Annotated in this window: 19 protein-coding genes; 7 read left to right on the top strand and 12 right to left on the bottom strand. The window is 74.0% G+C overall.

Translation table 11 applies throughout. The annotated features are described in order from the left end of the window. Window positions 1–101: 101 nt before the first annotated feature. Window positions 102–272, bottom strand: coding sequence for a hypothetical protein (locus tag V6U82_RS15085; protein ID WP_175438738.1), 171 nt, complete (start codon window positions 270–272; stop codon window positions 102–104). A 215-nt stretch (window positions 273–487) separates the two neighbouring features. On the opposite strand from V6U82_RS15085, the gene V6U82_RS15080 reads away from it, so the two are divergent. Continuing rightward, on the top strand, window positions 488–1,177 hold the full coding sequence (locus tag V6U82_RS15080; RefSeq protein WP_334461658.1) for a DUF4191 domain-containing protein: 690 nt from the start codon (window positions 488–490) through the stop codon (window positions 1,175–1,177). Window positions 1,178–1,238: 61 nt separating this feature from the next. On the opposite strand, the gene V6U82_RS15075 is transcribed toward V6U82_RS15080, so the two are convergent. Beyond that, a complete protein-coding gene (locus V6U82_RS15075) occupies window positions 1,239–1,694 on the bottom strand; it encodes an RDD family protein (RefSeq protein WP_334461656.1) in 456 nt (151 codons plus the stop codon). A gap of 128 nt (window positions 1,695–1,822) precedes the next feature. Between V6U82_RS15075 and glnA (V6U82_RS15070) the strand changes: the two genes are divergently transcribed. Beyond that, the gene (glnA, locus tag V6U82_RS15070; RefSeq protein WP_013287749.1) at window positions 1,823–3,247 is read left to right on the top strand and encodes a type I glutamate--ammonia ligase; all 1,425 of its coding nucleotides are present in this window, start codon (window positions 1,823–1,825) and stop codon (window positions 3,245–3,247) included. Between the two features lie 57 nt (window positions 3,248–3,304). On the opposite strand, the gene mptB (V6U82_RS15065) is transcribed toward glnA (V6U82_RS15070), so the two are convergent. Both mptB (V6U82_RS15065) and mptB (V6U82_RS15060) read right to left on the bottom strand, forming a co-directional pair. Then, window positions 3,305–4,792: a polyprenol phosphomannose-dependent alpha 1,6 mannosyltransferase MptB gene (gene mptB / locus V6U82_RS15065; protein ID WP_334461651.1), complete on the bottom strand. Its 1,488-nt coding sequence runs from the start codon at window positions 4,790–4,792 to the stop codon at window positions 3,305–3,307. An 11-nt stretch (window positions 4,793–4,803) separates the two neighbouring features. Next, window positions 4,804–6,216, bottom strand: coding sequence for a polyprenol phosphomannose-dependent alpha 1,6 mannosyltransferase MptB (mptB, locus tag V6U82_RS15060; protein ID WP_435126595.1), 1,413 nt, complete (start codon window positions 6,214–6,216; stop codon window positions 4,804–4,806). 36 nt (window positions 6,217–6,252) lie between these two features. On the opposite strand from mptB (V6U82_RS15060), the gene V6U82_RS15055 reads away from it, so the two are divergent. Further along, window positions 6,253–7,899 (top strand): hypothetical protein, encoded by a 1,647-nt coding sequence (locus V6U82_RS15055; protein ID WP_334461647.1) that lies wholly within the window; start codon window positions 6,253–6,255, stop codon window positions 7,897–7,899. A 297-nt stretch (window positions 7,900–8,196) separates the two neighbouring features. On the opposite strand, the gene V6U82_RS15050 is transcribed toward V6U82_RS15055, so the two are convergent. Then, window positions 8,197–11,220 (bottom strand): bifunctional [glutamine synthetase] adenylyltransferase/[glutamine synthetase]-adenylyl-L-tyrosine phosphorylase, encoded by a 3,024-nt coding sequence (locus tag V6U82_RS15050; protein WP_334461644.1) that lies wholly within the window; start codon window positions 11,218–11,220, stop codon window positions 8,197–8,199. Window positions 11,221–11,222: 2 nt separating this feature from the next. Beyond that, a complete protein-coding gene (locus V6U82_RS15045) occupies window positions 11,223–11,990 on the bottom strand; it encodes a type 1 glutamine amidotransferase (RefSeq protein WP_334461641.1) in 768 nt (255 codons plus the stop codon). Between the two features lie 112 nt (window positions 11,991–12,102). Between V6U82_RS15045 and V6U82_RS15040 the strand changes: the two genes are divergently transcribed. Then, entirely contained in the window at window positions 12,103–12,978 is an 876-nt protein-coding gene (locus V6U82_RS15040; RefSeq protein ID WP_435126604.1) for a S66 peptidase family protein, read from the top strand. A gap of 160 nt (window positions 12,979–13,138) precedes the next feature. Here the strand turns inward: V6U82_RS15040 and V6U82_RS15035 are convergent, their stop codons facing one another. Next, window positions 13,139–14,023: a Vgb family protein gene (locus V6U82_RS15035; protein ID WP_334461639.1), complete on the bottom strand. Its 885-nt coding sequence runs from the start codon at window positions 14,021–14,023 to the stop codon at window positions 13,139–13,141. A gap of 181 nt (window positions 14,024–14,204) precedes the next feature. Between V6U82_RS15035 and V6U82_RS15030 the strand changes: the two genes are divergently transcribed. After that, window positions 14,205–14,753 carry a hypothetical protein gene (locus V6U82_RS15030; protein ID WP_334461636.1) on the top strand — a complete coding sequence of 183 codons (549 nt, stop codon included), beginning with the start codon at window positions 14,205–14,207 and terminating at the stop codon, window positions 14,751–14,753. Window positions 14,754–14,907: 154 nt separating this feature from the next. Here the strand turns inward: V6U82_RS15030 and V6U82_RS15025 are convergent, their stop codons facing one another. The 4 genes from V6U82_RS15025 to glnA (V6U82_RS15010) all read right to left on the bottom strand — a co-directional run bounded on the left by V6U82_RS15025 (window position 14,908) and on the right by glnA (V6U82_RS15010) (window position 17,949). Further along, on the bottom strand, window positions 14,908–15,273 hold the full coding sequence (locus V6U82_RS15025; protein ID WP_128139057.1) for a VOC family protein: 366 nt from the start codon (window positions 15,271–15,273) through the stop codon (window positions 14,908–14,910). A gap of 95 nt (window positions 15,274–15,368) precedes the next feature. After that, entirely contained in the window at window positions 15,369–16,061 is a 693-nt protein-coding gene (locus V6U82_RS15020; protein WP_334461634.1) for a helix-turn-helix transcriptional regulator, read from the bottom strand. Between the two features lie 32 nt (window positions 16,062–16,093). Then, window positions 16,094–16,519 carry a DUF350 domain-containing protein gene (locus V6U82_RS15015; RefSeq protein WP_128138053.1) on the bottom strand — a complete coding sequence of 142 codons (426 nt, stop codon included), beginning with the start codon at window positions 16,517–16,519 and terminating at the stop codon, window positions 16,094–16,096. 80 nt (window positions 16,520–16,599) lie between these two features. After that, the gene (gene glnA, locus V6U82_RS15010; protein WP_121683520.1) at window positions 16,600–17,949 is read right to left on the bottom strand and encodes a type I glutamate--ammonia ligase; all 1,350 of its coding nucleotides are present in this window, start codon (window positions 17,947–17,949) and stop codon (window positions 16,600–16,602) included. A 205-nt stretch (window positions 17,950–18,154) separates the two neighbouring features. Between glnA (V6U82_RS15010) and V6U82_RS15005 the strand changes: the two genes are divergently transcribed. Beyond that, window positions 18,155–19,915: an NAD+ synthase gene (locus tag V6U82_RS15005; protein WP_334461629.1), complete on the top strand. Its 1,761-nt coding sequence runs from the start codon at window positions 18,155–18,157 to the stop codon at window positions 19,913–19,915. 119 nt (window positions 19,916–20,034) lie between these two features. Beyond that, a complete protein-coding gene (panB, locus tag V6U82_RS15000; RefSeq protein ID WP_334461628.1) occupies window positions 20,035–20,880 on the top strand; it encodes a 3-methyl-2-oxobutanoate hydroxymethyltransferase in 846 nt (281 codons plus the stop codon). 46 nt (window positions 20,881–20,926) lie between these two features. Here panB and npdG read toward each other — a convergent pair whose 3' ends face one another. Then, window positions 20,927–21,625: an NADPH-dependent F420 reductase gene (gene npdG / locus V6U82_RS14995; RefSeq protein ID WP_128138056.1), complete on the bottom strand. Its 699-nt coding sequence runs from the start codon at window positions 21,623–21,625 to the stop codon at window positions 20,927–20,929. Between the last annotated feature and the right edge of the window lie 33 nt (window positions 21,626–21,658).

Raw genomic sequence — 21,658 nt, 5'->3', positions numbered from 1 at the left:
GCCGATCGGGCCGCGCGTAGCCGCCGGTCCGGCCGCCCCCGTGGCGGCCGGACCAGCGGCACCGGCCGCGCCGACGAACCCGGCGACGGCCGCCGGTGTGCTCACCGGCGGGCGTCGGTGGTGCGGGCGCTGTGCTGCCGGCGGCTCAGCCACCCGCGCGGGTGCCGGCGTGGCAGCGACCGGGCGAGCCGGTCCTGCGCGGCGTCCGCCTGCAACTCGGCGGCGTGGCTGCGGTGGATGCTGAGGATGAAGTCCGCGTCGTTGCCGAACATCTCGATCTCCCTTGTCGTGCGGTGTCGTTCCCTGTCGAGATCGACTCTCCGCCCGAAGGTGCCCCCGGGGCATGGGTACGCCGCCTGATCTTCTCCCCGCCGGCCTCCTTACCGGCGGGCCGGTTCGGGCCGGCGCGGCCGTAAGGTACTCAGCCCTCGGCGCAAGGGGCGGCCACGGATCAACGTGACGTGCGCCGACCACTAGACTCTGCGGCATGGCAAAGCCCCAGGAGAAGGTCTCGTTCGGCCAGCGGCTGAAGCAGATCGGGATGGTGTTCCGGTTCACCGCCAAGCAGGACAAGTGGTTCGCGCCGCTGACGGCGGCGGCGGTGCTGATCCCGCTCGCGCTCACCGTGGTCGCGGTGATCGCCTGGGGCTGGATCTGGCTGCCGATCGGCATCCTGTTCGCCCTGCTCGCCGTGCTGATCGTGCTCAACCTGCGCTCCAACAAGGCGATGATGAACGCCGCCGAGGGACAGCCGGGCGCGGCGGCGCAGATCATGGAGAGCATGCGCGGCGACTGGCGGGTCACCCCGGCGGTCAGCTCCACCACCCAGATGGACATGGTGCACCTGGTGGTGGGCCGGCAGGGCGTGATCCTGCTGGCCGAGGGCAACCCGCAGCGGGTACGCGGCCTGCTCGGCCAGGAGAAGCGCCGCCTCGCGAAGGTGATCGGCACCGCCCCGCTGCACGACTACGTGATCGGGCAGGGCGAGGGTGAGCTGCCGGTCCGCAAGCTGCGGATGACGCTGATGCGGCTGCCCCGCGCCCTGTCCCCGAAGGACGTCAACGCGCTCGACAAGCGGCTCAAGGCGCTCACCGCCCGGCCGCAGATGCCCAAGGGCGCGATCCCGAAGAACATGCGGCCGCCGCGTGGCGCGTTCCGGCAGACCCGGGGTCGCTGACCTTCCGCGTACGCGAAAAGGAGCCGGTCCCCGTGCGGGGCCGGCTCCTTCGTCGTGCGGGTCAGCGGCGCGGGGCGTCGGTGACGACCGACCCGGAGAGCCGGTCGTGCAGGCCACGCCGGTGTTCGTCCATCAGCAGGGCCGGCACCACGAGGGCCAGCAGGAGCCCGCGCAGCAGTCCCCGGAGCAGCCCGATCCGGCCGCCGTCGGCCCAGGACACGCAGCGCAGCCGGGTCAGGTACATGCCGGGGGTCTGGGCGAACAGGCCGATGAAGAAGCCGTACTCCAGGATCAGCACCAGGACCGGCGGCCAGCCGTCGCGAACCGGGTCGGAGAAGGCCCGGGCGACCATCAGGCACAGCACCCAGTCGATGATCAGGGCGCCGAAGCGGCGGCCGAGGCTGGGCGGGGTGAAGGCGGGGTCGGCGGCGGGCGGCACCGGTGTGGCGGCGGTATCGGTCACAGCGGTCAGGGTAGCGCCGCCGCGACCCCTGACGAAAAATACGACATTCGGCATCAGAGTGTGCCGGGATGACGCTCCGCAAGCGACGTAACACGGCGGAAACAGACGAGACACGGCCGGGCAACCCCCCGGCCATAGCGTCGCCAGTAGCCAGCTACGGAGTGGACCTGCCAGGAGGACGTGTGTTCGCCAATTCCGAGGAACTCCTGCGATACCTCGCCAACGAGGACGTGAAGTTCGTCGACGTACGTTTCTGTGACCTGCCCGGCGTGATGCAGCACTTCAACCTGCCGGTCGAGTCGTTCGACGACAGCGTCTTCACCGACGGCCTCGCCTTCGACGGATCCTCGATCCGCGGCTTCCAGGCCATCCACGAGTCCGACATGCTCCTGCTGCCGGACGTCGCCACCGCCTTCATCGACCCGTTCCGGGCCCAGAAGACGCTCGCGCTCAACTTCTTCATCCACGACCCGTTCACCCGCGAGGCGTACTCCCGCGACCCGCGCAACGTGGCGAAGAAGGCCGAGGCGTACCTCGCCGCCAGCGGGATCGCGGACACCGCGTACTTCGGTGCGGAGGCGGAGTTCTACATCTTCGACTCCATCCGCCACGAGACCTCGGCGCACCAGTCGTTCTACTACATCGACTCGATCGAGGGCGCCTGGAACAGCGGCCGGATCGAGGAGGGCGGCAACCGCGGCTACAAGACCGCGTACAAGGGCGGCTACTTCCCGGTGCCCCCGGTCGACCACTACGCCGACCTGCGCGACCGGATCGTGCGGCGCCTCGTCGACGGCGGCTTCACCGTCGAGCGGTCGCACCACGAGGTCGGCACCGCCGGCCAGTCGGAGATCAACTACAAGTTCTCCACCCTGCTGCACGCCGCCGACCAGCTCCAGCTGTTCAAGTACATCGTCAAGAACGAGACCTGGGCCGCCGGCAAGACCGCCACGTTCATGCCCAAGCCGCTGTTCGGTGACAACGGCTCCGGCATGCACACCCACCAGAGCCTCTGGCGCGGCGGCGAGCCGTTGTTCTACGACGAGACCGGCTACGCCGGCCTGTCCGACACCGCCCGCTGGTACATCGGCGGCCTGCTGCACCACGCCCCGTCGCTGCTGGCCTTCACCAACCCGACGGTGAACTCCTACCGCCGTCTGGTGCCGGGCTTCGAGGCGCCGGTGAACCTGGTCTACTCCCAGCGCAACCGCTCGGCCTGCACCCGCATCCCGGTCACCGGCAGCAACCCGAAGGCCAAGCGCGTCGAGTTCCGGGTGCCGGACCCGTCGAGCAACCCGTACCTGGCGTTCTCGGCCATGATGATGGCAGGTCTCGACGGCATCAAGAACAAGATCGAGCCGCCGGCCCCGATCGACAAGGACCTCTACGACCTCCCGCCGGAGGAGTGGGGCGACGTCAAGCAGGTCCCGGGTTCGCTGCCGGAGGTGCTCAACGCGCTGGAGGCCGACCACGACTACCTGCTCGACGGCGGCGTGTTCACGCCGGACCTGATCTCCACCTGGGTCGACTGGAAGCGGGCCAACGAGGTCGACCCGGTGCGCCTGCGCCCGACCCCGCACGAGTTCGCGATGTACTTCGACTGCTGAGCACGTTCGTCAGCACCGGCCGGGCCGGCTCCGCGACGGCGGAGCCGGCCCGGCCGTTCACGCAGCGCGGCGGCGCAGTGCGGCCCGCACGCCGGCCACCGCGACGACCACCACCAGCACCGTCATCAGCACCGCGCCCGGCGCCTTGCTGAACCGGGCCAGGTTGGATCCGTCCGGCAGGGTGAGCGCCGAGGCCACCGCGCAGGGCGCCACGAACCAGACCTGCCGGGCCAGCGGCACCGCCGCGACCGCGAGGACTGTCAGCGGCCAGATCGCGTACCAGGGGTGGAAGACCGGGGCGAGCAGCACCGTCGCGGTGAGCGCCAGCCCCGCGCCGAGCAGCGCCACCCGGGGGCGGGCCGGCGTCAGCCGGGCCACCCGCTGCCGGGCGTCGTTGAGCCGCCGCAGCGCCGTCCACGCCTGCCACCAGAGCGCGACGAGCGTCCCGGCCAGCAGCACCAGCGCGAACGCCCGGACCGCCGGAACCGCCTGCGGCCGTAGGCCGGCCAGCTCACCGGCGTAGTCGATGACGAAACCGACGGCCGTGGGCGGGGACGTCCACTGCTGCGAGTCGCCGCTGTGGCCGAGCCCTCCCACCCAGCCCAGCCCGAGGCCGGTGGCGAGCGAGACGACCAGCAGCGTGCCGAGCACCGACGCGGCCAGTTGACCGCCGTCGCGCAGCAGCGCCCGCCAGGTGTAGCGGCCGAGCACGGCGGCCAGCGCCGCGAACGGCAGCGCCACCACCGCGACCGCCTTCACCGCCACGGCCAGGCCCAGCAGCACCCCGGCCACCAGCAGCGCGCGCGGTCTGCCCGGCAGGCGGACCAGCACCAGCAGGCCGAGCAGGAGCAGCCCGAGCGCGAGCGCGTCGTTGTGCGCGCCCGCCACCAGGTGGATGCCGACCAGCGGGCAGGCGAGCACGAGCCAGGCGGCGCGCCGGGTGGGCACCCCGGCGGCGCGGGCCAGGCCGGGCAGGCAGAGCGCGGCCAGCAGCACCCCGGCCACCGCGACCAGCCGCAGTGCCACGATCGTCCCGATCAGGCCGCCACCGGCGAGGACGGCGAGCCCGGCCAGCAGGACGAAGAACGGCCCGTACGGCGCCGGGGTGTCCCGCCAGATCGGTGACACCGAGTCGGTCCACGGGCAGCCGGCCGCGGCGACGCCCACCCGGTACGGGCTGAGGCCCTGCGTCCAGGTCCAGCCCTGGCAGGCGTACGAGTAGACGTCGCGGCTGCCGATCGGCGGCGCGGCGAGCAGCGGCAGCGACCAGAGCCCGGCGGTCAGGTACGCCCACCGGCCGGACGGGGCGCCCCACCGCAGCGACCACCAGGCGCCCACCAGCAGCAGTGTCCCGGCCAGCCAGCAGCCGAGCGTGACCGGCCCGTGCGGCGCGTGCCAGATCGCGGCGAGCGTGCCGCGCGGGGGCGTGCCGGGCAGCGCGCCGCCGAGCCAGCCGGCGACGGTGAGCAGCACGGCCCCGGCGAGACCGGTGTAGCGGGCGAGACCGGCGGCGATCGGCCGGACGGGTCCGTCGGGCTCGCTCACCGGCACACTCCTCAGTCCACGGGAACCGGCTGCCGACCCTTGCGAGCCGACCGTACCAACCACACGACCAGCCCGATCACGAACAGGGTCATCAGCGGCGCACCGGGCATCTTGGAGTACCGGGCCAGCCCGGTGCCGTCGGCCAGCACCAGGAACGACGACACCACCGTGACGATCGAGAACCAGAGCGTGCGGTGCGCGGTGGCGGCGAGCACCGCCAGCGGCCACAACCAGTACCAGGGGTGGAACAACGGGGAGAGCGCGACGGTGGCGGTCAGCGCCAGCCCGGCGTGCCAGAACGGCTCACCGCGACGGAACGAGCGGAACCACAGCCAGATCAGCACGGCGACCAGCACGACCATGCCGATCGCCCGGGTCACCGGCAACGCGTCCACGTGCACGCCGAACGGCGCCAGCAGGTAGCCGACGGTCTGCCCCACCGCCGTCGGCGGCGAGGTCCACGCCACCACCAGCCCGCCCTGTTCCAGCCCGCTGACGAACCCCAGCCCCAGGCCGGAGGCGACGGTCACCGCGGCGAGCGCCGCGAGCGAGCCGCCGACCACCCACCCGCCGTCGCGCACGAGTGTCCTGATCCGGTACGCCCCGGCGATCGCGGCCAGCGCGGCGAACGGCATCACGACCAGCGCGGTGACCTTCACGGCGGCGGCGAGGCCGAGCAGCGCCCCACCGGCGAGCAGCGGTCCGGGCCGGCCCGGACGGGCCGCCACGACCGCCAGCCCGGCGACCAGTAAGCCGATCATCAGCGCGTCGTTGTGCGCGCCGGAGACCAGGTGCACGGGCACCAGCGGGCTCGCCAGCGCCAGCCAGAGCGCCCGCCGCGGCGGCACCCCGCAGCGGCGGGCCAGCACCGGCAGCGCCCACGCGGTGAGCGCCACCCCGGCGACGGCGAGCACCCGGAACAGCGCGACGGCGGCGAGCAGCGAACCGGTGGCCTCCACCACCGCGCCCGCGAGCAGCACGAACAGCGGCCCGTACGGCGCCGGGGTGTCGCGCCAGATGTAGGAGATGGTGTCCAGCCAGGGGCAGGGCAGCGCCGACACGCCCTGCTCGTACGGGTTGATCCCGGCCGAGAAGCTGGCGCCCTGGCAGGCGTACGCGTACACGTCGCGGCTGCCCAGCGGCGGCGCGACCAGCATCGGCAGCAGCCAGAGCGCGACGGTGACCAGCACCCAGCGGGCCGACGGCACCCGGTCCCGCAGCGACCACCAGGCCCACGCCAGCAGCGCGGTGCCGACCAGCCACAACCCGATGATCAGCGGCCCGTTCGGGCCCTGCCAGATGCTGACCGGGGTGGGACGCAACTCGCCGTCGGGCAGGGCGCCGCCGAGGTACGCGGCCACGGCGAGCAGCACCGAACCCGCCAGGCCGATCCAGCGCGAGAGGTGGTGAGGCACGTCCGACATGCTGCCAGTACGGTGGTTCGCGATCAGGAGGTGGGCATGCGGGGCGGTCGGGTGGTGGCGGTCTCCGCCGTGTCGGCGCTCGTCCTCGCCGTGCTCCACCTCACCCTGCCGGCGACCGGCTCGGACCTGTCCGCGCAGGTCGCCCGCGCCGGCTTCTTCGCCGAGCACGGGGCCGCCCTGGTCGACCTGCGCTGGTACGGCGGCGTGCACCCGTGGGGCTACAGCCTCGTCTCGCCGCCGCTGATGGCACTGCTCGGGGTACGCCTCACCGGCGCGCTCGCCCTGCTCGCCTCCGCCACCGCGTTCGCCGCACTGCTGGTGCGGACCCGGGTGCCCCGCCCGCTGCTGGGCAGCCTGGTCGGCGTGGTCACGATCGCCGGCAACCTGGTGTCCGGCCGGGTCACGTACGCCCTCGGTGTCGCGTTCGGCCTGGCCGCGCTGCTCGCGCTCACCGTCCCCGCGCGCCGTACCCGCCTCGCCGCCGGTGCTGCCGCCGGTGTCGCTGCCGCGCCGGTCGGGCCCGGCGCTCCCGGTGGCGGCCGGATCGTCTGGGCGGCCGTCGCCGCCGCTGCCGCGCTGCTCGCCTCGGCGGCCAGCCCGGTGGCCGGGCTGTTCGTCGGGCTCGCCGGCGTCGCGCTGCTGCTGACCCGCCGGTACGCCGACGGACTGCTGCTCGCCCTACCGGCCGCCGCGCCGCTCGCCGTGACCGGGCTGCTGTTCGGCGAGGGCGGCTGGATGAACATCAGCACGGCCGACACCGTGCACGCCGTGGTGACGAGCCTGGTGGTGGCGGCGCTCGTGGCGTACCGGCCGGTGCGGGTGGGGGCGCTGCTGTCCGCGGCCGGGGTGCTCGCGTCGGCGCTGCTGCACACGCCCGTCGGGCTGAACGCCACCCGTCTGGTGGTGATGTTCGCGCTGCCGGTGCTGGCCGCCGCCGCGACGCTTCCCGCCCCGCTCACCGATCGGCTCCGCGCCGCCGGTCGGCGCTCCCGGATCGTCGGCGCGGTCGGGCTGGCCGCTCTGCTGGCGGTGGTCTGCTGGTGGCAGCCGCCGGTGGTCACCGCCGACCTGCGCAGCGCCGACGACCCGACGGCCGACCCGGCGTACTTCGCCCCGCTGCGGGCGGAACTGGCCCGCCGCGGCCTGACCGGGCGGGTGGAGGTGCCGCCGACCCGCAACTACTGGGAGGCGGCCCACATGGGCGACGTGCCGCTGGCCCGGGGCTGGCTGCGGCAGGCCGACATCGACCGCAATCCGCTGTTCTTCACCACCGTGCCCGGCGCGGACGGCACCGGCATCCCGCTGACCCCGATCACCTACCGGGACTGGCTGGCCGACAACGCGGTGCAGTACGTGGCGGTGCCCGACGCCGAGTTCTCCTGGGTGGGGTCGTCGGAGGCGAAGCTGGTGGAGGCGGGCCAGCCGTACCTGACCGAGGTCTGGTCGGACCGGCACTGGAAGCTGTACGCGGTAGCCGAGCCCACCCCGATCGTCGGCGCACCGGGTGAGCTGGTCCGCCAGGACGGCGCCTCGATCACCTTCCGCGCACCCGCCGCCGGCCCGATCCCGATCCAGGTCCGCCACACCCGCTGGCTCACCGCGAACGGCGCCACAGTCACCCCGAACGGCAAGTGGACAACGGTGACGGTCCCCCGACCCGGCACCTACACCCTCGCCAGCTGATCCACCGTCCCCTCCCCCGGTCCCGGTCCCGGTCCCGCCGAGATCTTGGTAGGAAACGGCCCCTACGAGGGCCATTTCCTACCAAGATCTCCACGCCATTCCGGTGCGTGGAACTCATATCTCACCCTCCGGGATGGGCATTCAGGGGCGCGGCGTGAGCGCGGCGATCTTGCGCTTTCTGCCCCGGCAAATCGGGCCTATCCGGCCTGCGCGGGCCCGCAACTGCAAGATCGCCGCGCGGGGCGGCGTGCGGGGGCGCGGAGGGCGGGGTGGGAGGGCGCGGCGGAAGGGGAGGGGCTAGAGGGGGGACTCCAGGATTCGCTGGACGACTGTGCGGGAGTGGCGGCCGGTGCGCAGGTACTCGTCGAGGAACTCGCCCTGATCCTCGCGCCCCAGCAGCCGCACCACCCCGGCCAGCTCCACGCCGTGCCGGGGCAACTGGTCCCCGGCCCGGCCGCGCACCAGCATCAGCGCGTCCCGCACCTCGGCGGCGAGCGTCCAGCCGGCCGCCAGCTCGGCGGCGTCGGACGGGTCGAGCAGCCCGGCGTCACGGGCGGCGGCGAGGGCGTCGAGCGTACGGGTGCCGCGCAGGGCGGGCACCTGACCGGCGTACCGGAGCTGGAGCAACTGCACCGCCCACTCGACGTCGGCGAGACCGCCCCGGCCCAGCTTGGTGTGGGTCGCCGGGTCGGCGCCGCGGGGCAGCCGCTCGGTCTCCACCCGCGCCTTGATCCGGCGAATCTCGACCACCTGCTCGCGGCTCAGCCCTTCGGCCGGATAGCGCACCGGCTCGATCATGGCCTCGAACTCGGCGCCCAGGTCGGCGTCGCCGCAGACGTACCGTGCCCGCAGCAGCGCCTGCGCCTCCCACACCCGGGACCAGCGCGCGTAGTACTGGGCGTACGCGGCGAGGCTGCGCACCAGCGGGCCCTGCCGGCCCTCGGGGCGCAGGTCGGCGTCGACGCCGAGCGGCGGGTCGGGGGCGGGCGCGGACAGCAGCCGGCGCAGCTCCTCGGCGATGGCCTGCGCGGCGGTGCTCGCCGCGCTCTCCTCCACCCCGGGCGGCGGGTCGTAGACGAACAGCACGTCGGCGTCGGAGAGGTAGTTCGACTCGTACCCGCCGAGCCGGCCCATCCCGATCACCGCGAAGCGCAGGCCGGGCGGCCCGGGGTGGACGGTACGGGCGGCGCGCAGCGCGGCGGCCAGCGTGGCGTCGGCGACGTGCGACAACGCCGTGCCGACCGCGGTCACGTCCACCACCGTGGGCCGGCGTTCCCCGCCGCCGACCGGGCGCGGGGTGAGCGGTGCGAGCGAACCGGCGTGGCTGAGCACGTCGGCGGCGGCGATCCGGACCAGCTCCCGGCGGCGCAGCGCGCGGACCGCCCGGATCGCCTCGACCGGGTCGTCGTGGCGGGCGGCAGCGGCGGCGAAGCCCTCGACGAGCGTCTCCCGTGGGCGCGGGGTCAGCTCGCTGTCCTCGGCGAGCAGCCGCAGCGCCTCCGGTTCGCGGGCCAGCATGTCGGCCGCGTACCGGGACGAGGACAGCACCCGGGCCAGCCGGCGCGCGACCGGGCCGGAGTCGCGCAGCAGGCGCAGGTACCAGGGGGTGCTGCCGAGCTTGTCGGAGACCTGCCGGTAGTTGAGCAGGCCGCGGTCCGGCTCGGGGGCGTCGGCGAACTCGTCGAGCAGCACCGGCAGCAGCGTGCGCTGGATGGCGGCGGTACGGCTGACCCCGCCGGTGAGCGCCTGGAGGTGCCGCAGGGCGCCGGCCGGGTCGGCGAAGCCGAGCACCTCCAGCCGGTGCCGGGCCGCCTCGGGCGTGAGGCGCAGCCCCTCGGCCGGCACCCGGGCCACGGATTCCAGCAGCGGCCGGTAGAGCAGTTTGGCGTGCAGCCGGCGTACCTCGGTGGCGTGGGTGACCCACTCGGCGCGGAACTCCTCGACGGCGCTGCGGCCCGGCGTGGCCACGTAGCCGAGCGCGGCGGCGAGCCAGCGCAGCGCGGCCGGTTCGGTCGGCACGGTGTGGGTGCGGCGCAGCGCCTGGAGCTGGAGCCGGTGCTCGACGGCGCGCAGGAACCGGTAGCCGCGCAGCAGCGCCTCCCCGTCGGCGCGGCCCACGTAGCCGCCGGCGACGAGCGCGCGCAGCGCCGGTACGGTGCCGGGCACCCGCAACGACTCGTCGCCCCGGCCGTGCACGAGCTGGAGGAGCTGGACGGCGAACTCGATGTCGCGCAGGCCGCCCGGACCGCGCTTGATCTCGCGTTCCAGCTCCTTCGGCGGCACGTTGTCGAGGATCTTGCGGCGCATGGACCGGACGTCCTCGACCGCCTCGGGGCGTTCGGCGGCGGTCCACACGAGCGGGGCGAGCGCGTCGATCCACTCCTTGGCCAGCTCCAGGTCGCCGGCCGCCGGGCGGGCCTTGAGCAGCGCCTGGAACTCCCAGGTGCGGGCCCAGCGCTTGTAGTAGGCGAGGTGGCTGGCGAGCGTGCGCACCAGCGGCCCCCGGTTGCCCTCCGGTCGCAGCGCCGCGTCGACCGGCCAGGCGACCAGCCCGCAGATCTGGATCAGCCGGGTGGCGATCTGGGTCGCGGCGGGCAGGTCGTCGTCGGTGGCGGAGACGAAGATGACGTCGACGTCGGAGACGTAGTTCAGCTCGTCGCCGCCGCACTTGCCCATCGCCACCACTGCCAGCCGGGGGCGCGGCGTGCCGTCGGGCAGCTCGTCGGCGGCGATGTCGTAGGCGGCGGCCAGCGTCGCGTCGGCCAGCCCGGACAGCGCCGCCATGGTCTGCTCCAGGCCGCGCCCGCCGGTCAGGTCGGCCGCCGCGATCCGCAGCAGCGCGAGCCGGTACGCCTGCCGCAGCAGCGGGACCGCACCGGTGACTGTGGTGAGCCGGGCGGCGACGCTCAGGTCGAGCCGGCCGTCCGCGGTGGGGGCGAGCCCGTCCGGCTCGGTCGCCAGCACCGCCCACTGCCCGGGGTTGGCGACCAGGTGGTCGCCGAGCGCGGAGGAGGCGCCGAGCACCGCGATCAGCCGGCGGCGCAGCCCGGGGTCGGCGGCCAGGGCGTCGCGTACGGCCACCTCGTCGCCGGAGCGGCGCTCGGACTCGACCAGCCGGTGCAGCTGACGGAGGGCCAGGTCCGGGTCGGCGGCGCGGGACAGCGCACTGAGCAGCTCGGCGGCGCGTTCGTCGGCCGGTTCCTGGGTGTCGGGCCGCCACAGGGCGAGCCCGTCCGGGCCGAGCAGGTCGGCGGCGCGGGTGGCGCCGTCGCCCTCGGCGAATCCGTAGCGGGCCAGGCGCCCGCGGGCCGGCCGGGTCACTGTCAGGCCCCGAGCAGCGGCAGGCTACGGCGCGGGTTGTCGTCGCCGAGGTCGCCGAGCGCGAGCGCGGCGAACCGGATCGCGAACGGCTGCCACGCCTCCTCGACGTCGGCCATCACCCGGTCGCAGGCGGCCACCACCAGTTCCGGGTCGTAACCCAGCTCGGCCAGCACGGCCGAGTCGCGGGACCATTCGGCGATCATCGCGGTGTCGCACTCGATGTGGAACTGCAGGCCCCAGGCCCGGTCACCGAGGCGGAACGCCTGGTGGGGGTAGCGGGTGGACGCGGCGAGCAGCGTCGCGCCGTGCGGCAGCTCGGTGATCTCGTCGGCGTGCCACTGGAGCACGTCGGGCATCAGCGGCACGTACCGGAACAGGGGGTCGTCCTCGGCGGCGTCGCGCCGGCCCACGAGCGCCGGCCCGACCTCCGGGCCGGACGGGCTGCGCTCGACCCGGCCGGCGTGCGCGGTGGCCAGCAGTTGCGCGCCGAGGCAGACGGCGAGCGTGGGCACCCGCCCACGGACCGCCTTGCGCAGCAGCCCTTCGAGCGCCGGGAACCAGGGCGCGCCGGGGCCGCCGTCGGACAGCGGGTATGCCTGCTGGTCGCCGCCGAGCACCACGAGCGCGGCGTATCCCTCCAGGTCGGCGGGGAGCGCGTCACCCGCGTGCGGACGCAGCACGCGCAGCTCAAGGCCCCCTTCGGTGAGCCACTCCCCCAGGCGGCGGAGGTCGTCGGTCGGGTCGTTCTCGATCACCAGCGCGGTCGCCACGACGTCGAGGCTAACCGGTGCGGCCGACAGGGCACGGCCCGGCAGGCCCTAGGCTCCGATCGTGCCTGACGACTGCCTGCGCCCACCGGCCCTGCGTCCCGGCGACGCGGTGATGCTGGTGTCCCCGTCCGGGCCGACCCGTCCCGAGCGGGTGGCCCGCGGCATCGAACTGCTCACCGGGTGGGGGCTGCGGCCGGTGCCCGCGCCGAACGCGTACGCCAGGCGGGGTTACCTGGCCGGCGACGACGCGCTGCGGGCCGCGGACCTGAACGCGGCGTTCGCCGACCCGGAGATCCGCGGGGTGATCTGCACCCGGGGCGGCTACGGCGCGCAGCGGGTGGTCGACCTGATCGACATGGCGGCGGTACGCCGGGATCCGAAGGTGGTGGCCGGGTTCTCCGACATCACCGCGCTGCAGTTCGCGCTGTGGCGGGGCGCCCGGCTGGCCGGTGTGCACGGGCCGGGCGCCGCCTGGCGGGACGAGCGCACGCCGATCCGCTCGGCGGAGTCGCTGCACGCCGCGCTGACCAGCACCGAGCCGGTGACGGTGGCGGCGGTGGAGGCGGAGGAGACGTACCCGGTGCGGGTGCCCGGGCGGGCCGAGGGCCGGCTGCTCGGCGGCAACCTGTGCCTGATCACCGCGTCGATCGGCACCCCGGACATGCCCGACCTGACCGGGGCGATCCTGCTGGTCGAGGAGGTGCAGGAGCCGCCGTACAAGATCGACCGGATGCTCACCCACCTGCGCCGCTGCGGCGCGCTGGACGGGATCGCCGGGGTGGCGGTCGGCCAGTTCACCGAGTGCGCGGACGGCTGGGACACCACAGTCGTGGACGTGCTCACCGACCGCTTGGGCGACCTCGGTGTGCCGGTACTCGGCGGCCTGCCCGTCGGCCACGGCCCGGGCCAGCTCACCGTCCCGGTGAACACCCCCGCCACCCTGGACGCCACCACCGGCACCCTGACGGTCACGTCCGCCGTCCGCTGACCCCCACCCCCCCCGGCCCTGGTCCCGGCCGGCCCCGCCCGTCGATCATGAAGTTGGCGGCGGTTTGGAGATCCACAACTGCCGCCAACTTCATGATCGACGCGGCGGGGGCGGGGCTGCGGCGGGGTGGGCGGCGTGATCAGTGCGGCGGGGGTGGCGATCAGGGGGTGAGGTGGGCCACGGCGCCGATTTCCAGGGCCGCCCAGACCGTGCCGTCGGGCGTGGCCGTCAGGCCGTGGGGTTCCGAGGCGGGCGTCGGCAGGGCGTGGGCGGTGACGTGGCCGTCGGGGTCGACGTGGCCGATGCGGTTGGCGCCCCACTCGGTGAACCAGCAGCCGCCGGCCGGGTCGGCGACGATCGCGTGGGGGCGCGCCGCCCGGTCCGGCAACGGGATCTCGTCGATCCGCCCGTCCGGCGTGATCCGGCCGATCTGCCCGGCGACGATCTCGACGAACCAGAGCGCGCCGTCGCCGCCCCGGGTGATGCCGACCGGTCCGGCCGCCTCGGTGGGCAGCGGATGCACCGTCACCGAGCCGTCCAGGCCGACCCGGGCGATCGCGTTCGCCTGGTTGAGCGTGAGCCAGAGCGCGTCGTCCGGCCCGGCCGCCAGCATCGACGGGAAGCCCTTCTCGACCGGCAGCGGGAAGGACGTGACCTCGCCGTCGACGCTCACCCGGCCGACCGTGTCGTCGCTCATGCCGGCGTACCAGAGCGCGCCGTCCGCGCCCACCGCCAGCCCGCACGGGCCGCAGCCGGGCGGCAGCGCCACCGAGCCGGTCTCGCCGTCGACAGTGATCCGGCCGAGCCGGTCGTCGCCGGAGCGGGTGTACCAGAGCGCACCGTCGGGGCCGCCGACGATGATCAGCGGACGGCTGCCGGGCGGGTCGTCGCGGTAGGTCCGTACCTCGCCGTCGAGGCCGAGCCGGGCGACGCCGCCGGAGCCGGCCAGTGTCAGCCAGAGCGCGCCGTCGGGCCCGGCCGTGATCGAGTACGGCCCGGAGCCCGGCCCGGTGAGCGGGATCTCGCGGATGGCGGGCTGTGTCATCGAGTGGCCTTTCGTCGGGTTTCACCCAGCCTTGCGGGCGTTCCCACGCCTCGGCAACACGAATAAAAAGGGCTTTCCGGGCGGGATTGCCAGCTCGCTGACAGGTTCGCCACGGGTTGCCCTCAGTTCCGGCGACCACTGTCGGTGACGTCATCGCACCACCACCGAACAGGAGAATCGCATGATCCGCACGATGTCGAAGAAGCACCTGCTGGCCGGCCTGGCCGCCGCCGGTGTGCTCGGCGTCGGGATCGCCGCCCCGACGGTGGCGCTCGCCGACGACAAGAGCCCGAACCCGTCTTCGAGCGCCAGCAGCACCACCGACCAGGGTGACGACCGCCGCCAGAAGCACGCCGACCGGCAGGCCGAGTTCGCCGAGGCGCTCGCCGAGGAGCTGGGCGTCTCGACCGACAAGGTCACCGCGGCGCTGGAGAAGCTGCACGAGCAGCGCCAGGGCGACCGCCCGGAGCGGCCGGAGCGGCCGTCGGCCGAGGACCGGCAGGCCGCGCTGAAGGAGCGGCTGGACCAGGCCGTCACCGACGGCAAGCTGACCCAGGAGCAGGCCGACGCGGTGCTCAAGGCCGCCGAGGCGGGTGTGTTCCCGGGCCCGGGCAAGGGCGGCCACGACGGCCGGCCCGGCCACCACGCCAAGGGCGGCGACAAGGCCGGTCCGGAGGGCAAGGCCGACAAGGGCGCCGAGGCCGAGCAGGAGGGCCAGGGCGGCAAGTGACGTGGTGGCCCCGCCGCCCCTCACCGGCCGTTCCCTCCTCCTGGCCGGAGCCGAGCGGGGCCACCCCCGGTGGCGGTGCCCGAACGGGCACCGCCACCGAGCCCTTCCCGGTGCGGTCCTCGCAGTCCCGGCAACGACCGCACCCGACACACCGTCAGCCCTCGGCGGGCGGGGTGAAGACGCCGAGCAGGTTGCCCGACGGGTCGCGCAGCGTGGCGCGGACCAGGCCGGTCGGCGTGGTCACCGGCGCCGTCAGAACGGTGCCGCCGGTCGCCTCCGCCCGGCGGCAGGTCTCCGCGACGTCCGCCACCTCGGCGTAGAAGATCGCGTAGTTGCCGGTGTCGGTGTCCCGGATCGCGCCGCCGATCCCCCGCTCACCGCCGGCGGTCGTCTGCCGGTACGACCCACGCGGGCCACCCTGCTCGTCGAAACTCCAGCCGAACAGCTCGGAGTAGAACCGCTGCGCCTCGTCCGGGCGGTCGGAGCCGATCTCGAACCAGGTCACGGGCGTGCTGGACATGCTTCCTCCTCGTTCGCGCCGGCGGTCGGCCGGCGTCGTCAGGATTCAGCCTCGTATCGGGCCACGACAGCGTCCTGTCGGTGTTTCCACCCGGATCAGACCAGGGTGAGCGGGCGGACCCGGTCGACCGGCACGTCGAGGTCACCGGGACGCAGCTCCCGGGTCACCGGCTCGGCCAGCGGGTGCACCGACACGATCCGGTCCGTGCGGAAACAGCGCAGACCGTCGCGCAGACGGCACCAGGCGACCAGGTACCAGTGCACCGAGTTGCCCAGGTAGGCCAGCGGCTCCACGTCGCGCGCCGAAGCCGTGCCGCCGCGGTCGGCGTACCGCAGGCGCAGCACCCGCCCGGCGGCGACCGCGTCGGCGACGGCGGCCGGGACGGGCGTGCCCGGCCCGTCGCCGACCAGGTGCACCCGGCCGGCGAGCCGGTGCGCCTCGGCCACCGCCGCCGGCGGCATCACCGCGACCAGCTTGCGCAGCGCGGCGCCGGCCGCCGGGGCGAACGGGGAACCGCCGAGCCGGTGCAGCGCGACGGCCATCGCCACCGCCTCGGCCGGGGTCAGGTTGACCGGCGGCAACGTGCGCGCCCGGTCGACCACGTAGCCGCCGGTGCGGCCCGGCTCGGCCCAGATCGGCACCCCGGCGCCCTGCAACGCGGAGATGTCGCGCTCGACGGTGCGGGTGCTGACCTCGAAGCGGCGGGCCAGCCAGCTCGCGCTGCGCGGGCGTGGCGAGACCGCCCGCAGCTCCTCGACCAGGGCGTAGAGGCGGTCGGTGCGGTTCACCCCCGGACGCTAACCCGGGGGTACGACACCCTTCAGGCGATGCAGGCGCAGACGATCAGCGCGGCGCCGAAGTGGGTGGCGGCGCTGACCCGGGCGGCCGGGTGCGGCTCGTCGGCGGCGATGACGTCGCCCAGCTTGCCCGGGGTGAGCAGGTCCAGCACCAGAAAGGCCAGCGCCATCACCAGCAGGCCGACCAGTCCGAACACCACTGTGGACGCGAGCCCCTTGGTGAACGAGCTGTAGCTGGTCAGCACGGCGGTGAAGACGATGCCGGCGATGCCGAGCTGGTTGGCGGCGAGCAGCAGCGCGGCGTTGCCGTTGCGGCGTACCCAGATCAGCTCCCGCAGCTTGCCCGGGGTGAGCAGGTCGACGAGCAGGAATCCGGCGGCCATCAGGGCGACCCCGACGATCCCGAACACGATGCTCTGCCACGCCCCGTCGAGCAGATCTCCCAGCACCAACGCCTCCCCGGCTCACGCCGCCCGGCGGAGGTGCCGGGGCGGTGCCGCAGACGATAGCGGCACCGCGCCAGCGTGATCTAGAGCGACAGGTAGCGCTGCCGCTCGTACGGGGTGACCTCGCGGCGGTACTGCTCCCACTCGGAGCGCTTGTTGCGCAGGAAGAAGTCGAAGACGTGCTCGCCGAGCACCTCGGCGACCAGCTCGGAACCGGCCATCACGTCGATCGCCTCGGCCAGGTTCTCCGGCAGCGCCTCGTACCCCATGGCGCGGCGCTCGGCGCTGCTCAGCGACCAGACGTCGTCCTCGGCGCCCGGCGGCAGCTCGTACCCCTCCTCGATGCCCTTGAGGCCGGCGCCGAGCATCACCGCGAACGCCAGGTAGGGGTTGGTCGCGGAGTCCAGCGAGCGGACCTCGACCCGGGCCGAGTTCGGCTTGCCGTACGCGGGCACCCGGACCAGCGCGGACCGGTTCAGGTGACCCCAGCAGACGTACGCCGGGCTCTCGGTGATCCGGTCCGGCAGCGCCTGCGGGAACAGCCGCTTGTACGAGTTGACCCACTGGTTGGTGACGGCGGTGTACTCGCGGGCGTGGGTGAGCAGCCCGGCGATGAACGACTTGGCGACCTTGGACAGCTTCATCGGGTCGCCGGCGTCGTGGAACGCGTTGCGCTCCCCCTCGAACAGCGACAGGTGGGTGTGCATGCCGTTGCCGGGCTGGTCGGTGAACGGCTTCGGCATGAAGCTGGCCTGCACGCCGGTGGAGAGCGCCACCTCCTTGACCACGTGCCGGAACGTCATGATGTTGTCGGCGGTGGTGAGCGCGTCGGCGTAGCGCAGGTCGATCTCCTGCTGGCCGGGGGCGACCTCGTGGTGGCTGTACTCCACCGAGATGCCGATCCGCTCCAGCGCCAGCACGGCCTGGCGGCGGAAGTCCCGCGCCACGGCGTGCGTGGTGTGCTCGAAGTAGCCGCCGGTGTCCACCGGGATCGGCACCGAGCCGTCCTGCGGGCCGTTCTCCAGCAGGAAGAACTCGATCTCCGGGTGGGTGTAGAAGGTGAAGCCCTTGTCGGCGGCCCGGGAGAGCATCCGGCGCAGCACGTGCCGCGGGTCGGCCCAGGACGGGCTGCCGTCGGGCAGCGAGATGTCGCAGAACATCCGGGCGCTCTCGCCGCTGACCCCGCCCTCGAACGGGAAGACCTGGAACGTGGTCGGGTCCGGCATCGCCACCATGTCCGACTCGAAGACCCGGGCGAAGCCCTCGATCGCGGAGCCGTCGAAACCGATGCCCTCGTCGAAGGCCGCCTCCAGTTCCGCGGGGGCCACCGAGACGCTCTTGAGCGTGCCGAGCACATCGGTGAACCACAGCCGGACGAAACGGATGTCCCGCTCTTCCAGCGTACGGAGGACGAACTCCTGCTGACGGTCCACTTCCACCCCTCGTGACACGTACGTCCGCACCGGTCGGGCCGGCCCGGCCTGACCGCCCAGTCTCCACCGGGCTCGTTACGCCGACGTTACGCCCTCCCCGGCCGGCCGTCCCGCCGTGTCCACCGGGCTGGGACACGCGGGGCCGCGGTACCCGTCTGCCGCAACCGGTCGGATTCGGCCGGGACGCCTGGGGGAAGATGAGGACATGCCCACCCTGCGTCTCGCCCTGTGCCAGGTCAACCCGACGGTAGGCGACCTCGCCGGCAACGCCGGCCTGGTCCGCGCGTGGACCCGTCAGGCCGCCGACGCCGGCGCCCAGCTCGTCCTGTTCCCCGAGCTGATGCTCACCGGCTACCCGGTCGAGGACCTGGTGTTCCGCCGCTCGTTCGTCGCCGCGTCCCGCGCCGCGCTGCACCGGCTCGCCGCCGACCTGGCCGCCGACGGCCTCGGTGACCTGCCGGTCCTGGTCGGCTACCTGGACGCGGACGGCCCTCCGCAGGTCAGCTCCGACGCGGAGCCGGGCAGGGGCGCCCGCAACGCGGCGGCGGTGCTGCACCGGGGCGAGGTGGTGGCCACCTACTTCAAGCACCACCTGCCCAACTACGGCGTCTTCGACGAGGACCGCTACTTCGTCCCCGGCGACACGCTCACCGTGGTGCGCGTGGGCGGGGTCGACGTGGCGCTGACCATCTGCGAGGACCTGTGGCAGGCCGGCGGCCCGTTCGCGGTGGCCCGGGAGGCCGGCGTCGGGCTGGTGCTGAGCATCAACGGCTCGCCGTACGAGCTGAACAAGGACGACGTGCGGCTGCCGCTGGTGCGCCGGCGCGCCGCCGAGGCCGGGGCCGCCATCGCGTACGTGAACATGGTCGGCGGCCAGGACGAGCTGGTCTACGACGGCGACTCGATGATCGTCGCCGCGGACGGCGAACTGCTGACCCGGGCGCCGCAGTTCGTCGAGCACCTGCTGGTGCACGACCTGGAGCTGCCGGCGGCGGCCGGGGCGCCGGGCGAGGCCGGCGCGCTGACCGACGGGATGCGCGTGGTCCGCCACGACATCCCGGCGATCCCGGCCGCACCGGCCGGCGCGGTGGCCGACGGCGGAATCATCGAGCCGGTCGCCGACGAGGCCGAGGTGTGGCACGCGCTGGTGCTGGGCCTGCGCGACTACGTCGACAAGAACCGTTTCCCCTCCGTGGTGCTCGGCCTGTCCGGCGGCATCGACTCGGCGGTGGCGGCGGCCATCGCGGTGGACGCGGTCGGCCCGGAACGGGTGGTCGGTGTCTCGATGCCCAGCCAGCACTCCTCGGAGCACTCCCGCACCGACGCCGAGGACCTGGCGAAGCGGACCGGCCTGGACTACCGGGTCGAGCCGATCCAGCCGATGGTGGACACGTTCCTGGCGAACATGTCGCTGTCCGGGGTGGCGGTGGAGAACCTCCAGGCCCGGGTACGCGGCGTGATCCTCATGGCGCTGTCGAACCAGGAGGGCCACCTGGTGCTCACCACCGGCAACAAGAGCGAGCTGGCGGTGGGTTACTCGACGCTCTACGGCGACTCGGTGGGCGGCTACAACCCGGTCAAGGACGTGTGGAAGACGCTCGTGTGGCGGCTGGCGAAGTGGCGCAACGCCGACGCGGTACGGCGCCGGCAGACGCCGCCGATCCCGGAGAACTCGATCGGCAAGCCGCCGTCGGCCGAGCTGAGCCCGGGCCAGCTCGACAGCGACACGCTGCCCGACTACGACGTGCTCGACCCGATCCTGATCGGCTACGTCGACGGCGACCTGGGCCGGGACGGCCTGGTCGAGTCCGGCCACGACCCGGCGGTGGTGGACAAGGTGCTGCGGATGGTGGATACCGCCGAGTACAAGCGACGGCAGTCGGCGCCCGGCACCAAGATCTCCATGAAGGCGTTCGGGCGGGACCGGCGGCTGCCGATCACCAACCGGTGGCGCGAGGACGGCTGACAGCTCCCCCGGCCGGGGAGTGACATCCTCCACTCCGACCTGCCCGCGGCCCGCCGCCCGGTGCGACGATCGCGGGGAACCCGGGGACCGCGTGCGCGGCCTCGAGGAAGGAGATTGTCATGGTGGAGTCCACCCCGGCCGAGGTGACCGCGCTCTACGGCGGGCCGGCCACCCGGCGGGTACGCACCCGCGACCTGATCGCCGCCAAGGAGCGCGGCGAGCGGTGGGCGATGCTGACCTCGTACGACCAGTACACGGCCTCGATCTTCGACCGGGCGGGGATCCCGGTGCTGCTGGTCGGCGACTCGGCGGCGAACAACGTCTTCGGCTACGAGACCACGCTGCCGGTGACCGCCGAGGAGCTGCTTCCGCTGGTGCGTGCCGTGGTGCGGGCCACGAAGCACTCGCTGATCGTCGGCGACCTGCCGTTCGGCTCGTACGAGGAGGGGCCGGCGCAGGCGCTGCGCACCGCGGTGCGGTTCATGAAGGAGGGCGGCTGCCACGCGGTGAAGCTGGAGGGCGGGCGGCGCTGCGCCGCCCAGATCGAGGCGATCACCGGCGCCGGCATCCCGGTGATGGCGCACATCGGCTTCACCCCGCAGAGCGAGCACACGCTCGGCGGCTACCGGGTGCAGGGCCGGGGCGAGGCGGCCGAGGAGGTGCTCGCCGACGCGCGGGCGGTGGCCGAGGCGGGCGCGTTCGCGGTGGTGCTGGAGATGGTGCCGGGCGAGGTGGCCAAGCGGGTCACCGCCGAGCTGACCATTCCCACCGTCGGCATCGGGGCCGGCCCGGACACCGACGGTCAGGTGCTGGTCTGGCAGGACATGGCCGGGCTGCGTACCGGCCGGGCGCCGCGCTTCGTCAAGCGCTACGCCGACCTGGCCGGCGCGCTCACCGACGCCACCCGCCGGTTCGCCGACGAGGTGCGCGGCGGCGAGTTCCCGGCGGCCGAGCACACGTTCTGACGCGGGTACGGCGGGAGCCGGCGCCGGCCCGCTCCCGCCGCGCCCATCAGAGGTCGGTGACCCGGATGCCGGCGTGCGCCTTGTAGCGCTTGTTGATCGCGATCAGGTTCGCGGTGAACGCCTCGATCTGGTGGGCGTTGCGCAGCCGCCCGGCGTAGATGCCCCGCATGCCGGGGATCCGCGCGGCCAGCGCGCCGACCACACCCACCAGTTCCCGGTCCTCGGTGCAGATCAGCACGTCCAGGTCGATCCGGTCGATCTCGGGGTCGGCCAGCAGCGGCGCGCTGACGTGGTTGAACGCGGCGCACACGCGGGACTCGGGCAGCAGCGCGGCGGCCTGCTGCACGGCGCTGCCCTCGGCGACGTCGAGCGCGTACGGGCCCTGCTTGTCGAAGCCGAGCGGGTTGACGCAGTCCACCACGATCTTGCCGGCCAGCGGTCCGGCGAGCGCGGCGACGGTGGCCGCGTGCCCGTCCCACGGCACCGCCACGATCACCACGTCGCTGCGCCGCGCGACGTCCTCGTTGTCGCCGCCGGAGACGACGGCGCCCTCCGGTACGTGCGGCAGGGCGGCGATCTCGGCGGCGGCCCGGGTGGCCCGCTCCGCGGTGCGGGAGCCGATCAGCACGGCCTGCCCGGCGCGGGCGAACCGGTAGGCGAGACCCCGTCCCTGGTCGCCGGTGCCACCGATGATGCCGACGGTCAGCCCGGAGACGTCGGGCAGCGTGGTCGCGTCGTAAGCCATGGGCTCATCCTCGCAAAGCGGGGGCGGGTGCGG

This window comes from Micromonospora sp. CPCC 205554 (assembly GCF_036902745.1).
Lineage (GTDB): Bacteria > Actinomycetota > Actinomycetes > Mycobacteriales > Micromonosporaceae > Micromonospora > Micromonospora tulbaghiae.
Note: the sequence above shows the minus strand (reverse complement) of the source record. Positions and strands in the feature narration are given on the sequence as shown.